Below are 15243 nucleotides of genomic sequence, written 5' to 3'. Positions count from 1 at the left end.
TAGATGTAATTGCTACTCGCGTAGTGCTAGAGCAAGGCATTGGAGAAAGCCGAGAACAGTTTAATCGAACCTTCACCATCAAAGCCGTAGAAATTCCCAAATCCCCTCTCCAAGAAAACGCTAATGAATTAGAGAAGACTATTCACTCTTTGAGAGCAGCCGGATTAGAAATTTCCCGAATTGTTGAATTTAAACCTTAGAGGGGGAAGGGGAAGGAGTACCGCCCCTACAGAAACCGATTTGTTTGTATTTCACTTACCTGACAAGTGCTGTATATGAACTTCAAGCGGTTGTATTTAATAACAAAGAAGTCGTGATTTTCTGCTCTTTCCCACTCACAGAAAAGCCAATCATTTGTTAATTAACCATCGTAATAAGCAACAACCGAGGTAGCCATGAGTAATAGACAAGAATCTTCAAACAATTCTCATCCAACAAAGTTGACAGCAGCAGAATTTGAGCAAAAGAATTCACTCCCTCTTGATAGCGAAAGTATCCTTAATAACGATAGTAGCAAGATGTCAGAAGATAACTTTTCCCCTTCCCCTTCCCCCTCGCAAGATGATATTGACGAGAACTTCATTGCTAACTTTGACCCCAATGCACCCCTAACATTGGAAACTCAATATCAACTTGCTCAAGATGAGGAAAGACCACTGCCACCGCCTGTTTCCGAAAGAGGCGTTCCTAGAGCAGTGACAATGCTGCTGTTGACTGGTGGAATACTATTGCTAGGACTGCTGATTTGGCAATTTATCAAGCCTAAATCACCTCGCGAACCTATCGCACAATCAACACCAAAAGAAAGCTCTTCTGGCACCATTAAAGATGAAAAACCGGAGTTGTTGGCTAAATTAGCTTACCAAGACCAACAAAAACTGTTAGCCGAAAAAACGCAAAAAACCGCAAAACCCAAAACAGAACCGTCGCCCAAACCGTCAAGAGCCCCACGAAATCCGCGAACTCCGCGTCTAGTCGCTACCCGGAGCGCTGCAGAGCCACCTACTCCTCTACGCGAACCCCTACCCAGAACAGTAGTGCGGACGGTAACACTACCTGCACCCATACCTCAAAGAGTACCCTCAAGAACACCCGCACCGGGCCCCATACTCAAACCGTTAGTACCCCCACCTTTAATTCCAACTCCAACAGAAGAAAAAATCGACCCGTTTGAGCGGTGGAACCAACTCGCCCAACTCGGACAAATTAGGGGAAATTTTGACCCTAACCGAATAGCGAATGCCGTGAGTGCAACACCAAGCACTCCAGCGACAACAAGTGCTACCGCCGCCGCTCTGACAAAGCCAGCTCCCACAACTGAATTCCTAACAGTCAATATCGGCAACCAAAAGTCGCCACCCTCATACGTTTCTTTCGAGCAAATCCCAGAAAAACTATATAGCCACCCAAATAACGCCAGCGGGGAAAGGCTACACCCGGAGTTTCCTTATGGAGAGGACAGCCTCGAAACCACCGACAACTCCCAAAACCCCACTAACCAATTAACTCCGGCTTCCTTTTCCCCCCAAACAAGTTCCGATTCTACCGATAACCCAATCGAGACGGAGGCTCGACTGAGCGCTCGTCCAACGTCCTGGCCCGCCGATACAGAATTTCAAACCCTTTCCCCAGAAGCTGCAAAGGAGGCGGATGCCTTAACAAACTCCCCAACCCTAGAACAAGTAAATTCCCCAGGGGCAAAAGGCATTCTCAACCGCACGCCCCAAACAGCGATTGTTCCCCTTGGAACCACAGTCAACGGCGTAGTTTCGGTTCCCCTGTTGTGGGATGAAGGCTCAGGCAAACAGCTTTACGACAAATTTGCCGTCACCCTCACAGCCGATTTCACGGCAACTGACGGCTCTATTGCTTTTTCTGCGGGCACGGTTGTCATTGCCAAAGCCAGCACCGTCAGCAAGACCAATCGCATGGTACAAGCTACTGCTGTGGCGCTCGTCTACTCTGATAGAAACGGTCAGATTAAACAGCAGCCCATTCCAGAAGGCGCAATTTTGATTGCAGGAGAGGGCGGACAGCCGCTGATTGCTTCAGGCTACTTCGACCCAGGGAACGATATTGCCGGACAGGATATCCTCACCGCAGTGCTGTCAGGAGTTGGACGAGTCGGTCAAGTGTTCGCAGAGCCTAAAGTCAGGAGCTCTAGCAGTATTAGCGGTAGGTTTGGGAGCAGTACAACCACCGTTGAAAGTCGAGACCCGCAAATTTGGTCAGCCGTCCTCGATGGCTTCTTCAGCCCCCTAGCAAAACGGATGGAAAGCCGCTCAGATAGAGCAACTGAAGAACTTTTAAACCGCCCTAATGTAGCTGTGGTTAATAAAGGAACCCCGGTTTCTATTACTGTTAACAGCTTTCTCAACATTTACCGATAACCAAACCGTCGGTAAACGGTTAAGTCGCCCCAACGCGACTGCGGCGATTAGTAAAGGAAATCCCCGTTTCTACTGTCAACAATTTTCTCCACATCAACGAATAACTGCCATGACGAATCGCATCCAATCCCCAAGAATGCTTTCCCTCGGAGGGCTTTTGTTCACAGCAGTGTTCGCTGCTGCGAGCTACCCCGACTGTGCTTTTGCTCAATCAAGAGTAACAGGCTATCAAACTGTGGGTCGAGATATTGCCGTCAATAGTGCTCACGATATTTTAGTCTATCCCGGTCGCGCAAGTGCGATCGACTTCAGCTCAACCGATGAAGCTCTCGCCTACGTTTTAATTGCCGACCCCTCAAAAATAGTTTTCAGCACCGATGCACAGTTGGCAAGCGGCCAAGCCAAAACTGTTTTCTTGCGTCCCATTCAAGCGCTCAATTTTCCAGGAGCTACCACAGCTACCATCACCAACCTCTCAATCAAAACTGTAGATTCAAAAGGCAAACAGCGACTTTACAACTTCAACATCGTTCCTACCAACAAAGAACCAGAACACTTAGGAATTCGCATCGCTCCCCTCACCCCAAGAATGTCGCCGGCACAGAACGTTGATAGAAATCGCGCCCTCGCAGTATCAGATGTCGAAAAAGGATTGCTGATTGCCATTCAAAGAGGCTACACAGCAGCCAACGACCCAGTAGTCTACAGCGTGCGACAATTTTTAGCGTTAGTAAAAAATCAGAATCTATCGGCGGCCGATGCTGCAGCACGAGCCGGAGTAGACTTGTCTGTAATTGTCGAGCTAGCCAAAATAGCTTTTGAAGAATCAAACTACCGTTCACACAAACCTACTCATATCTAACTCATGTTAGACAGAGTTAGGCAAGTGCATTCGTTCCGGGGTCAAGCACAGAGCGGGATAAACGGCGAGCCATCAATTTAAAATCTCAAATCTCAAATTGTTCCAATTACCCATTACCCATTACCAGTCAAGAGCGGTTTTAAGCACGCAACTTGGGTTAGTTGAGATGCCAATCATCTCCTTAATACTGCCCGCGCTGAGTCAGGTGGGAACCAGTTGTTTTCCTAACCGCTCGCTCTGAGAATTTATGGCTTTTGACTGATTCAGATTCGTTTGAGGCTGCGCTACTAATAGGGATTAGTCAAGGAGCATAACGAGAGTGAGAGGGGATGGTAACCCAGAAGAGGAGAACTCTTCTACGGATGGTGTTGCTCCCCTCTGAAGAAGAACGTTTTTTTCCTCATTCCCACTCCCTTTTTTTAATCAATGTTCCGCCCAAAAAGCTCAGTTCAAAAAAAGTCTGCCCTCCCGCTGCGCGTTGTGCTTACAGTCCCCAACGCTCTTCTAATTTCAACCTTACTATGTCTGACGGGATGGCTTTCTTTTCAAACAGGGCGGCAGACAATGAATGACGTAGTTGCACACCTATTGGGAGAAGCAACGAGCCGTATCTCTGACCGCCTTGACAACTACTTAACAGAAGGGGTTGGGAAAGGAGAAGGGACTTACAATCAAATTCCAACTGGTTCGGTAAACCAACTTTCCCCAAGTCAAACAGCCGGAATCACAATCAAACCAAATGGGGAAAGAAATGGGTCAGACTCTCCAAAAACAATATTGCCTCAACAAAAAACAAATCCTGCTTTTCCCACCCCAACCTCAACATTCAACTTGAACGATTTCCTCATTAGCCCTAACTGTCAAGCCTTTATCTTAGACCGTTCGGGACGTTTAGTTGCTCGGAACGAGGTAACTGAACCAAAACCGTCTATTTCTGTTGACGGACTGCAGCGAGAAAGCACCCAAGCTCTGCAACAAAAAGTAATCCAGCTTTCAACAGAGTATTTGCTTAAACATTATGGCAGCCTCGCTGCTATTAACAGCAGCCAAAATCTTAACTTTACTGCCAGCAACTCACTATACTTGCTGCAAGTCAGACCTTTTAAAAACTCGAAAGGCTTAAATTGGCTGATTGTGGCAGTTGTACCCGAAACCGACTTCACGAGCAAAGTTCAGGCCAACACCCGCAACACTATTTTGCTCGTGCTGCTGGCTTTGGTTCTTTCTATCTGCCTTTTGCTGTCCATTTCCCTAAGAATAGAACAGCGGCTGCTGCGGTTAATTTCGGCAACAGAGGCGATAGCTGGTGGCGACTTCGACTCAACAGTTTTAGGTAGCGGTATTGCCGAACTCGAAGCCCTAGCCTGTGCTTTCGAGCGCATGAATTGCCAGTTAAAAGCATCTCGCCAGCGGTTAGAAGAATATTCTGGCGATTTAAAGCGACAAGTTGCACAGAAAACAAAGGAACTAAAACAAGCTAAAATTGCAGCCGAAAGTGCCAATCGCGCTAAAAGTACCTTTCTGGCCAATATGAGCCACGAATTGAGAACGCCTCTGAATGCGATTATCGGCTTTGCCCACCTCCTTGTGAACTCTAAGAAAACTGCACCGGAACAGCAGTCGAGTTTAGATATTATCAATCGCAGTGGTGAGCATTTGTTGAAACTAATCAACGATATTTTGTCGCTGTCTAAGATTGAAGCAGGTCAAATCACCCTCGAAGAAACTGCTGTTGACTTGTACAGTTTGCTCTCGGACATAGAACGGATGTTCCAACTCAAAACTCAGTCTAAAGGAGTGCAGCTTGTTTTTGAACTCCGGAAAGATGTACCGCAATACGTCCGAACTGATGAAAGCAAGCTGCGCCAAGTTTTGATTAATCTGTTGGGCAATGCTGTTAAATTTACGGAGACGGGTAGGGTGAAGCTGACTGTAAAATGCCTTCAGTCTATGGCTAAAAAACCGTTACCCAAATTCTTTCTCCAGTTCTCAGTGAAGGATACAGGCCCTGGTATTGCCCCTGAAGAGATTAGCCGTTTGTTCAAGCCGTTCGTGCAAACTGAAACTGGTAGGAAATCGCAAACGGGAACGGGCTTGGGATTGCCAATCAGTAGCTCTTTCGTGAAGCTGATGGGTGGCGAGATTAAGGTCAAAAGTTCTGTGGGGAAAGGTACGGTTTTTAGTTTTTACATTAAAGTCAGTCATGCAACACAGAGCGAAATTTATGACAGACAGCCGCAAAAACGAGTGAAGGGGTTGGCATCTAACCAACAAATATATCGCATTCTGGTAGCGGACGATGAGTCGGCAAATCGGTTGCTGCTAACTCAGATATTGAAGTCGGCTGGCTTTCTTGTGTGGTTCGCGGATAACGGAACCCTGGCTGTTAAATTGTGGCGAAAGTACAAGCCGCATTTAATTTGGATGGATTTGAGGATGCCTGTTCTAGACGGCTTTCAAGCTGCTCAAAAAATTAGAGCTCTGCCTAACGGTTCTAACACTAAAATTATTGCTTTGAGCGCTAATGCTTTTGTTAAAACCCAGGAACTCGCCATGTCGAACGGCTTCGATGACTTTGTTGCCAAACCGTTCCGAGAGGCAGTAATTTTTGAGAAGATGGCGCTTCATTTGGGAGTTCGCTATATCTATGAAGAGGAGTCGCCAAGGAAGTCTGAACAGGATGAGCCTGTTATGCAACTGACTCCTGAGTCGCTGTCTGTATTGCCGAGGGAGTCGATTGAGAAGCTTTATAAAGCAGCCGCTTGTGGAGACGAGCAAGCGGTAAGGCTGTTGATTGAGCGAATTCCCGGGTCGCAGAAGCCTCTTGCTGTGGCTCTGACTAAATTAGTTGACAATATGAGCTTAGATATTATCAGCGATTTGAGTCAGAAGTGCATTTCGGCAGATTGTACGAGCGCCAAATCCCAAGACAGTTCTCAAAGTTAACTCCCTGTTTAGAACCCGTACCTCAGATATCGATATATGAATTTCGGCAGTCCATTTCGGCCAGAGAGCATGAAGAAAACTGAAGCCAGTCAACCGTTCAACAGAGCGTCGCTTGTGCGATAAACGGAAAAGTTTTACGCTCGTGCTGGGAATACAATCAAAATCCCAACACTCGGAACATTCCGGCTGCACGAACCACTGGAATTTAGTGTGGTTTCCCAGACTTTTATTTTATCAAAATCAGGAAGTCATAGACTGTAAAATTTCTGAAGTTCATAGACACGGAAGGGTGGGGCGAGTCAACTGAACAATTTGCATTAAAATACCTAGAATTAGTTGAATATTTTCAATAAAATGCTCTGTTGTTTCAATATAAACCGTACTTTTTTCTAGTTTCATAAACTTCCAAATACTGCCGGTTGTAACGGCACCATAAACACAAGAAATACTGTTGTTTTTTTGAAGATTAAACATCTGGGCTGCCAACATTTCAGCAATGCACTGGGCAATTCCAGATTTGATATTGTCATTCTTGGCTTCGACAAGTGTAAACACAGGGGCGTTTAAAGATAATTGTTCTGGTGAATGGCTAATCATAAAGTCACAGACACCGTTGAGTCCTTTGACTCGATCGATATTGAATTCCGTACCGGAAAAGAGGCTGATTTGACGATCGCAGCGCCTGCGGAGTTCAATCAATACCGGAGCGACAATCATCTCTGAGCGCGCTTTTTCCGTGTCGATTCCCAAGGCTAAGGGAATATTTTCTGCTAAGGTTTCCTTTAAAAGCTGACTGGGTTCGATCGGTTCTACAGCCGTAATAACTTCAGAGACTTCTCGAATTGTCAATCCGAGTTTATTTTTAATATCATCTAGGGAAAATTCGCTATAAGACATAGTTCCACCTTTCACTCCGTCGTTCTAACTTTATACTTAGATTTAGATAAACACATTGCCATTTACCTGAATTTTCTCAGTCAGTGTTTTAACCTAAGAGCGTTTTTTAGGAGTGCAAGCATCCTGCTCGCTTGCATTTCTATCTCGCGAAAGAGAACTCCGGATCGCACTCCTGTTTTTACTAAATTGGGATAATCCTAACAGATACAACAATAATAACCTTTGTTCCCCCTCCCAGTTCGCTCTGAATCTCCAACTGAGCGCCAATCTACTCTGCCCGCTGCCACATTCCACCTAAACTAAATCCGCTCACTTGCTGCTGCGGATCGAAGCAGCAAGTGAGCGGAGAGTCGTAAAGATAGATGCAGACTTGAAAAATCCAGCTTTAGCTGTTGGGTGATATCGAAGAAATTTTCTAGAATATTAATCAGATCGCAACCCGATCCTTCCCCAAGAAATTGCAGGGTGGTATTGACCGCTTCATCGAAGTTTTCCAAAATTAGTGAGGCGTTGACAGCTTTTGCCGTAGCTTCTTGTTCGGCGATCGCGATTCTCCAATAAACGGTTTTGCGCTTCTTGTTCGGCGACTCGTTCTTGTTAGGCATTACCGGATTGCTGCTTGGGTACGATCGCGTTCAATGGCACTACCAATACAAACAGTCGCCGTTTTCACGCATCGCCAGTTCAGCCAAACCTTGATGCTTTGCTTTCCGGCAGTCGTCAAAAGCCACCATCCCCCAAAATTGACCTTCGACAACAATAGGAACAGCGTGTAAAGCTTTCAAACCAATTGCTGCTTGCCCACTGCGAAACGGTTCTGGCATCTGCTAGCATCTCTTAAGAGAAAGTTGGATGGCGCTCGCTTAGCTCAGATATTGATATATGAAGTTTGATTGCATTTCGGTAGATTGTACGCTCGTCATCCCAAGATGCTTTTCAAAGTTAACTCGGCGGTTATAACGTAGCTCAGATATTGATATATGAAGTTCGGTTTCAATCGAGCGATCGAACGAACATCCTTTTAAACTGTCTTGTCTGGTACTAAACTTGACGAGATTCTGCTCGACCGACTAAATATTAAGTTGCTGTTTCAACGTGGAACCCAACAGTGGTTTACCGTGAGGCTCTCATATATCGATATCTGATGCCTACTCTCGATATATCATACTTAAATCATCTACTTAATTCAAAACCATGCAAATTCGACTAGCAGTCATCAGCAATGCTGGCGGCACTGGCAAAACCACACTTTCAGTTCACCTCGCCTACGAACTGGGGTTAAGGGGTTTGAAAGTAGCCATTATGGATCTCGACCCCCAAGGCTCCCTGACCCTTTTTTGCGGTCTAAATCCGCCAGAGCCAGAACACACACTATCCGCCATAATGCGAGAAAGCTTCAATGGCTCTTGGCCTCTTACTCCTAGCTGGAGTCCCCACACCAATAATGTAACCGTTTGTCAAGGCGGAATGACGCTGACACAAACAGCAGACGAGTTAGTTCTGCACAAGCGTGGCGCTTATCTTCTAGGCGATTGCCTGAGCGACTATCCTTTAGAACACGACCTAATTATCTTCGACTGCCCCGCTACCCTCGGCCCCTTGCCCTTGATGGCACTAACTGCTTGCACTCATATAATAGTGCCCGTACAGCTCGAACCAAAATCAATTCAAGGAGCAGCTCACCTGCTGGAGTGGTACTACCACCATTGCAAACAATTACGCCTCAAGCCGCAACCAGAAATCTTAGGGTTTGTACCCAACCAATACGATACTAAACGAGCCGTCCACCGACAACTTTTAGAGTCCTTGCCAGCCCAGTTAGAGCAGATGAATATCCGCGTTTTTCCACCAATTCGGGACAGTGCAGAATTTGTCAATGCCAGCGGTCAAGGGTTGCCCTTACACATTTACCGCCCCCTTCACCCAGCTTTAGGCGACTTCAAAGAAATTGTTAAGCACCTGGCTACCTTAATGGGAAATGAAGTTGCTCCGGCTGTTGCCAAAAAAGGCAAAAAAAAGAAATAGTATTTGATTCATACTCACAACTTGCTTGCTTAGCGAAAACAAGTCCTTCGTTTCTGACTAAGAGCCATGAACTCACTTTCTCCAATCCCCAATCAAAAATCAAAAATCGCTATGGCCGCCCGTAAAGCTCCAGACCTGGGAAATTATTTTTCATCCGCCAAGCAGTCAATGCACCTCTCTGAAGCTGAAACCGAGATTCAGGAACTCAAAGCAGAAATTGAAGAACTGCGAAAATCTGGTTCAACGGAATTGGAATCTCAACTGACTGCACTGCGAGAACAACTAGAATCCGCCAGCGGTATCCTCTCCATTTCACTAGACCAAATTCAGCCTAATCCTGAACAACCCAGACAGACATTTTTGCCGGAAAGTATCGAGTCCATGTCCCGTTCCCTCGCTAGTGACGGACAACTGCAACCCATTATCTTGATTCAACGGGGAGAACTCGTGATATTCGACGGAGAGCGGCGCTGGCGCAGCGCTAAAAATCTGGGCTGGGAAACTTTACAAGCTGTGATCGTTCCAGAACCCGCGGCTTTGCACCGCAAAGCACTGCTGACTTCCCTGCACCGGGAAGATCTCAATCCCCTCGATAAAGCAGAAGCTATTGTGCGGGAGTTGTCTGAAAATACGGGTTTGGAAGCTGCAACTATCCCCCGCATTCTCTCGACAGTGGTGCGACGCTTGAACGCGCAAAAACGGATGAACTTGGTTTCCGAGTTGGTGACGGTGGCACCTGACGAGCAGCAACAGGGTTTGGCCGCTTTGGGTTTGGATGAACAAGAGTTGGCCGTTTTGCGGACACTGTTGGATTTGCAGCTCAATCCCGCTTCTATCGATGCCAACATTTTCCCGATGCTGTCTTTGGCTGATGACCTTAAGACTGCTATCAGGCAATTAGGACTTAAAGGGGTTCATGCAATGGCTCTTTCTAAACTCTCTGCTAAAAATTTAGTCTTGCCAGAGGAAGAAGCGCTGCCGATTAGAGTTAAAACAACTAATCAAGTTATTGCCGATAAATTGTCAGTGACCCAAACTCGTAAATTGGTGCAAGAAATTATCAGTTCCACTCTGGATGATTTCCCAGGAGCAGCCCGCCCGTTCAAGCAGGTCAAGTTGGCAACCGGGAATTTGAAAAAGCTGTCACCGCAAGTGTTGGAGCAAGCTGAGGTTGAACAACTGGTGGAGTTGCAGGAGGTTTTGCGCCAAAAGCTGGCGGAAATTGAGGCGGTTTTGAAACAAAATGGTGGGGAATAATACCAATTTCATAAATTTCTGCTACAGAGGCAGTTCTAACTCCTCCCCTCGAACGGGGGAGTTGAGGGGGTAGATATTTAGCGATATTTTATGAATTTGGTATAACAACAAAGTTTCGATGGGGCTGTCTGCTGAAATCGATCGACTGTTTCTACCCATCGTTTTTATCGATCGCCTTCGATCTGATTAGCTGCCAGACAATCTATAATAAACGAATTGCATTGTGGAGGTAGTTATTTATGAGGCAATGCAAGCTTGTGAGTCAGTTTGTGAATTTTTTGATAAGTTGTTCTGTCTGACGGTAATTTCGATCGCAAAACAGCTTTTTGTTGGTTGTAGCAAGCACCGATCGCCTTGAGGAGTTTACCATTAATAGTCGGCGGGTTAAATCTTGCTTGATTCGATATATGTGGCAACCTGAAAACACATTGTCCTTATGAGAGACCGCGATCGCATCCAACAATACGCTCTCAAACTAGGTAGAGAAGGTAAACTCCTATCTTCAATATTAGTGAATATTGCTACCCGATTGCATCATGTTTTGAAAACAATTATATCTCAAAACAGTGGAATAAAACACTTACCGTATCGCGATTTAAAAATCACCCCACAATTATTAGGAACTATTGAAAAAACATTCGAGAAATACTTTATATCTGATTTTCTGGAAAAGAATGCAGAGTGGATACTGAATCAATTAGATATCTGCGAGCGAGGACAAAACCTATCGGATATTCTGCCTGGAACGATCGCTTTTCACCCTGACGCATCCTTACCCAAATCCGAATCCCGGACAGAATCTCAGATAATTAGTGCGTGTGGATATCATGCTGCCGATGAATTACTACAACAAATAAATATACAAAATCTATCAGCAGCTCAGTTGGCAAAAATCTTAGAACTTGCACCCCTTCCAATTCCAGTAACCGAACCCCCATTATTCAAGAATAAATCTGTAGAAGCTGTTCCAACAGCAGCTCTGATGGCTTCCAGTCTCCGCGCGCAGATCCGACCTGATTTGTGGTATGAAGCTGCCAGCAGTATTGCTGTTTTTCAACATGAAGCAAAGGGTAACTCAAACAATTATATCGAGCATTACATTTCCAGCCCAGGTGACATTACCCTGCTGCCTTGGAACGAAGCCCAGCAAATCATTGATAAGTTTGGGTTTACCAGCGCAAAATTGCACATTATTTTTGCAGCTCACACCATGAAACAAGAGACTCCTTGGCACAGCAGCTTTACACTAAAAGCCAGCGATATTGTTAAGGAAATGGGATGGGATAAAAATCACAAAAAAACTCAAATAGAAAAACTGCTAGAGATTGCTAATACAGCATTTGCCCTTGATTGTTTGTTGGTCAAAGCTGTTTGGATTGAGGGAATGAACAAGAAAGGGCAAATTATAGCTAGTGCTCCTGTAGGGAGAATGTGGAATGTCTACATCAAACCCCAAGGTCAGTTAAATTTTGAAGGTAAGATAGACAACCCCCATGAAATCTACATCACAGTCCAACCCGGATTGTGGACTCAGGATTTTTTGAACCGAGCTGGAGCCAAGTCGAGAGAAGCGTTATATCAGTTTGGCTATCTTTCCCAGCAAGTGCTGAGAATCGATCCGTACCATAACGAATTTGCCTTAAGACTAGCAATTCATGTCACCATAGAAAGCCGATTTCACGCCAGTGGTGAATACCGAGTTTTAACGCTACTAAAAGCGATTTTACCATCTCCACAAATTGACTCAGCTCGCAGCGATAATCGCAAAGCCTACAAATTAAAGCAGAGCTGGGATAGTGCCTTAAAACTATTAATGAATCTGGAGTGGCAAATAGAATTTGACCCGGAAACTTATCCAGATAAACTTCAGCCTGAGAACAAGGAAAGAAACCCAAAAGGCTACCTGGAATGCTGGCTGGCGGCCAAAATTACCATCCTTCAGCCAGAACCCATCCCACTTTTAATCTCAAAGAAGACCCAACCCAAACAATTAAAGCGCGCTTCGGCAAAACCACTCTCGATAGCAGGTGCTTCCGTGCGAAAAGCCCGTGAAGGTAAGGGGTGGACTCAGAGAAAATTAGCTGGTTGGTTGGGGGTTTCACAGTCGCTGATTGCTCAGATAGAGCGCGGTCAGCGGACTGTCAGCCCGGAAATAGAGACTAAATTGCTCGCTCTATTGGATATCGCTGAGTGAAGTCGATCGCATTTGAGATTGGAGATTTTAGATCGATGGGGGTTTGAAACTTGTCGGCTGTTGAATTCAGTTTTGGTGCGCGGTACTCGTACCAAACTGACTCGTCGCCTCACAGGTCGCTGCTTCGGAAAACTTACCCAAAGCTGCTCATAGATTGGGTTACTGTTTTTTATCCTACGATCGTGACTTCAAGCAGATAAAAAACTTTGACCTTGGGCTGTGTCGATTTTAGCCACGTTGGAGAATTTTGATGTTACCCAGCAAAAGCCTTACTAATCAACAGCAAGCAAAAATTCTCTACGCCCGAGCAATAAAAAATTGGTTATTCAAGTTGTTATTCAATTTGAGCGATCGCAGCGACAGAGCCTGGGGCTGGCTGCGTATCTGGCGGGTGTCATGACTTTCTTAACGTAACCTCAGTCCAGACTTTACCGGGCTGTATCTTTACTGATTTGAGCTGGTTGTCCAGTTTTGTCCAGTATCTCGCGGATAGCTATGCAGGCAAACGCATTCAAATACTCCTATTTTCAGAATTAGCGAGATCCAGCGATCCTAAAGGGCTAGTTGCCGTAATCAAGCCGACAGCAGCCGTGTAATCACAAAAAAAAATTTAAAAATCAAGCTCAAACCCTTACATTGTCAGGGTTTGAGCTTGATTACAAAAACATCCACATCCCAGGACAATCTGATCCACATCCCAGGATAATCTCATCCACATCCCGGGATTATGATTTTTTGAAACTCTTGCTGTATCTGAGTTTCAGCTTTTGATTACAACTCTTATAAGTCTGATAAGACTGATCCGCCACCACATCCCGCGACGATCGACCTGGCAGGATGGAAAAAATAATCGCGCACTCGACGATCGATCGCCAATGCAGCGCGATGGAGCGCATCCCGCCTTCCTGCTGCAAACGGGAGCGGATACCCCGCGACCAAATTGATAACAACCCCTCTCGCACGCTTCTAGCGACCACTACAGTCGCTAAAAGTAACACGCTCATTTTTACCCCGGAATAAAAAATGGTTGCAGATACAACTACCTGGCACAAACCGCCATTCGCCCGACACGCCGCAATTTATGAAGCCCTAGCCGACATACTAGAAGGAGCTACCCCCAGCGCCGTCAAACTCGCCCTCTACCTGTACAGAACCTGCATCGGCGGCAAACCAGAGGAAATCGACATCAACTGCATCCCCTTGGGCGAAAAACGAGCCACAAGAGTCCGCAACGGCAAACCCTACAGCCCCAACACCAGGCGGACAGCCCTGAAGCAGCTCGAAAAACTTGGTTTGGTCAAAATCCTTAAAAACTACGGGCGTGGCATTTTCCGCATAGCAGTGCAGCACCTGGGCGACGTTCGCCCCTTCACTCATACCCATTCAAAATTCCAAAAACTGAGCAAGCAGTCAAAAAATCGACTGAACCAGCCAAAAATTGAGCAAACAGGGGGTTCAAACCCTGATGGTGCCGTACTCTTTACAGAGGATAAAAAAGAACAGCAAAGCACTGAAAATGTTGCTGCTGTTTTTTTAAATTTTTCTAAAGAGGAAGAAAATTTAACCTCACCAGATAAAAAACCACAGCTTGTAACTGGGCTCAAATCTAAAAGCACTGAATTAAATAAAAATTCAGAACAAGAACTAAAAACCCCTAGTGAAAATAAATGTTCCGCCCCAACCGCTGAATGTCTGAGAATTAATTCAGATAACAGTCAGGCAGTCGATGTGGCAATGCCTTGCACTCCAGAACAAAGAGGTTTGACCTCTAAACCCCCGCAAAAACTGCTGACAGAACTCAACAGCCTCGACAATCCAACAATCTCTACCGCCAAATCACCAATAGCTACCAATAAAGCTGTTCCGTTAAGTCCTGAAACATCTTCACCTGTTACTCCCCAAGTTCCTGAAATTGTCGAAGCGGTTGCAATTGCCAACCCCGATGCGACTGAAACTGTCGAACCAATTGCAATTACTAATCCTGATGCGACTGAGATTATCGAAGCGGTTGCAATTGCCAACCCCAATGCGACTGAAACTGTCGAACCAATTGCAATTACTAATCCCGATGCAACTGAAACTGTCGAAGCGGTTGCAATTGCCAACCTCGATGCAACTGAAATTGTCGAAGTGGTTGCAATTTCTAATTCTGAAGTGGTTGCAATTTCCAATTCTGAAGTGGTTGCAATTTCCAATTCTGAAGCGGTTGTAATTTCCAATTCTGAAGCGGTTGTAATTTCCAGCCTTGATGTAACTGAAATTATCAAAGTGGTTGCAATTGTCAATTGCGAAACGACTGAAATTGCCAACCCTAATGCAATTCCTAACTCTGAAGCGATTGCAATTACCAACCCCGATGCGACTCAGATTGTCGAGATAGTTATGCAAGCCACAGGAGGGATGAATCCCGAATTGAGAGTTTGCGTCCTCCAGTACAACTTAGAAGAAATTCAAGCAGCCATAAACCTGCTGCAAATCAGAAGCCAAACAAAGCAAATATCTAACCCTTCAGGATGGATTGTTGACTGTTTGCGCGGTCGTTGGTGGGGAAAAACTAATGGTTTTCCAAACTCGAACCCAACAAATGTTGTTTCGTCTCCAGCTTCAGCAGGCTCTTCTCCAACTCCAAAAAATTCTCCTTCTGCACAGACAACAAGAATAACTGAGGATTA

At 45.5% G+C, this 15243-nt stretch carries 12 protein-coding genes and 1 pseudogene; 8 read left to right on the top strand and 5 right to left on the bottom strand.

The genetic code is table 11. The annotated features are described in order from the left end of the window. The 4 genes and pseudogenes from QUA16_RS31640 to QUA16_RS31625 all read left to right on the top strand — a co-directional run. Window positions 1-200, top strand: a pseudogene (locus QUA16_RS31640) (hypothetical protein); the annotation flags it as partial. A gap of 195 nt (window positions 201-395) precedes the next feature. Further along, window positions 396-2390: a hypothetical protein gene (locus QUA16_RS31635; protein ID WP_333108116.1), complete on the top strand. Its 1995-nt coding sequence runs from the start codon at window positions 396-398 to the stop codon at window positions 2388-2390. Window positions 2391-2499: 109 nt separating this feature from the next. After that, the gene (locus QUA16_RS31630) at window positions 2500-3252 is read left to right on the top strand and encodes a hypothetical protein (protein WP_333108117.1); all 753 of its coding nucleotides are present in this window, start codon (window positions 2500-2502) and stop codon (window positions 3250-3252) included. 564 nt (window positions 3253-3816) lie between these two features. Next, window positions 3817-6198 carry an ATP-binding protein gene (locus QUA16_RS31625; RefSeq protein WP_333108118.1) on the top strand — a complete coding sequence of 794 codons (2382 nt, stop codon included), beginning with the start codon at window positions 3817-3819 and terminating at the stop codon, window positions 6196-6198. A gap of 273 nt (window positions 6199-6471) precedes the next feature. Here the strand turns inward: QUA16_RS31625 and QUA16_RS31620 are convergent, their stop codons facing one another. The 3 genes from QUA16_RS31620 to QUA16_RS31610 form a co-directional block, all read right to left on the bottom strand. After that, window positions 6472-7095, bottom strand: a complete 624-nt coding sequence (locus QUA16_RS31620; protein ID WP_106331512.1) for a hypothetical protein — start codon at window positions 7093-7095, stop codon at window positions 6472-6474. A 299-nt stretch (window positions 7096-7394) separates the two neighbouring features. Beyond that, on the bottom strand, window positions 7395-7700 hold the full coding sequence (locus tag QUA16_RS31615) for a hypothetical protein (protein WP_333108119.1): 306 nt from the start codon (window positions 7698-7700) through the stop codon (window positions 7395-7397). A 39-nt stretch (window positions 7701-7739) separates the two neighbouring features. Then, a complete protein-coding gene (locus QUA16_RS31610; RefSeq protein WP_333108120.1) occupies window positions 7740-7919 on the bottom strand; it encodes a hypothetical protein in 180 nt (59 codons plus the stop codon). Window positions 7920-8289: 370 nt separating this feature from the next. On the opposite strand from QUA16_RS31610, the gene QUA16_RS31605 reads away from it, so the two are divergent. Beyond that, window positions 8290-9120 (top strand): ParA family protein, encoded by an 831-nt coding sequence (locus QUA16_RS31605; RefSeq protein ID WP_333108121.1) that lies wholly within the window; start codon window positions 8290-8292, stop codon window positions 9118-9120. Between the two features lie 66 nt (window positions 9121-9186). Beyond that, window positions 9187-10377 carry a ParB/RepB/Spo0J family partition protein gene (locus QUA16_RS31600; RefSeq protein WP_333108122.1) on the top strand — a complete coding sequence of 397 codons (1191 nt, stop codon included), beginning with the start codon at window positions 9187-9189 and terminating at the stop codon, window positions 10375-10377. 233 nt (window positions 10378-10610) lie between these two features. Here the strand turns inward: QUA16_RS31600 and QUA16_RS31595 are convergent, their stop codons facing one another. After that, window positions 10611-10793 (bottom strand): hypothetical protein, encoded by a 183-nt coding sequence (locus QUA16_RS31595; RefSeq protein ID WP_333108123.1) that lies wholly within the window; start codon window positions 10791-10793, stop codon window positions 10611-10613. 20 nt (window positions 10794-10813) lie between these two features. Between QUA16_RS31595 and QUA16_RS31590 the strand changes: the two genes are divergently transcribed. Next, complete coding sequence (locus QUA16_RS31590; RefSeq protein ID WP_333108124.1) at window positions 10814-12571, top strand: helix-turn-helix transcriptional regulator; 1758 nt, start codon at window positions 10814-10816, stop codon at window positions 12569-12571. A gap of 725 nt (window positions 12572-13296) precedes the next feature. Here QUA16_RS31590 and QUA16_RS31585 read toward each other — a convergent pair. After that, window positions 13297-13575: a hypothetical protein gene (locus QUA16_RS31585; protein ID WP_333108125.1), complete on the bottom strand. Its 279-nt coding sequence runs from the start codon at window positions 13573-13575 to the stop codon at window positions 13297-13299. Between the two features lie 19 nt (window positions 13576-13594). Here QUA16_RS31585 and QUA16_RS31580 point away from each other — a divergent pair. Beyond that, on the top strand, window positions 13595-15243 hold a 1649-nt coding region (locus QUA16_RS31580; RefSeq protein ID WP_333181626.1), incomplete at its 3' end, for a hypothetical protein.

The organism is Microcoleus sp. S13_C3 (assembly GCF_036700905.1).
Taxonomy (GTDB): Bacteria; Cyanobacteriota; Cyanobacteriia; order Cyanobacteriales; family Microcoleaceae; genus Microcoleus.
Note: the sequence above shows the minus strand (reverse complement) of the source record. Positions and strands in the feature narration are given on the sequence as shown.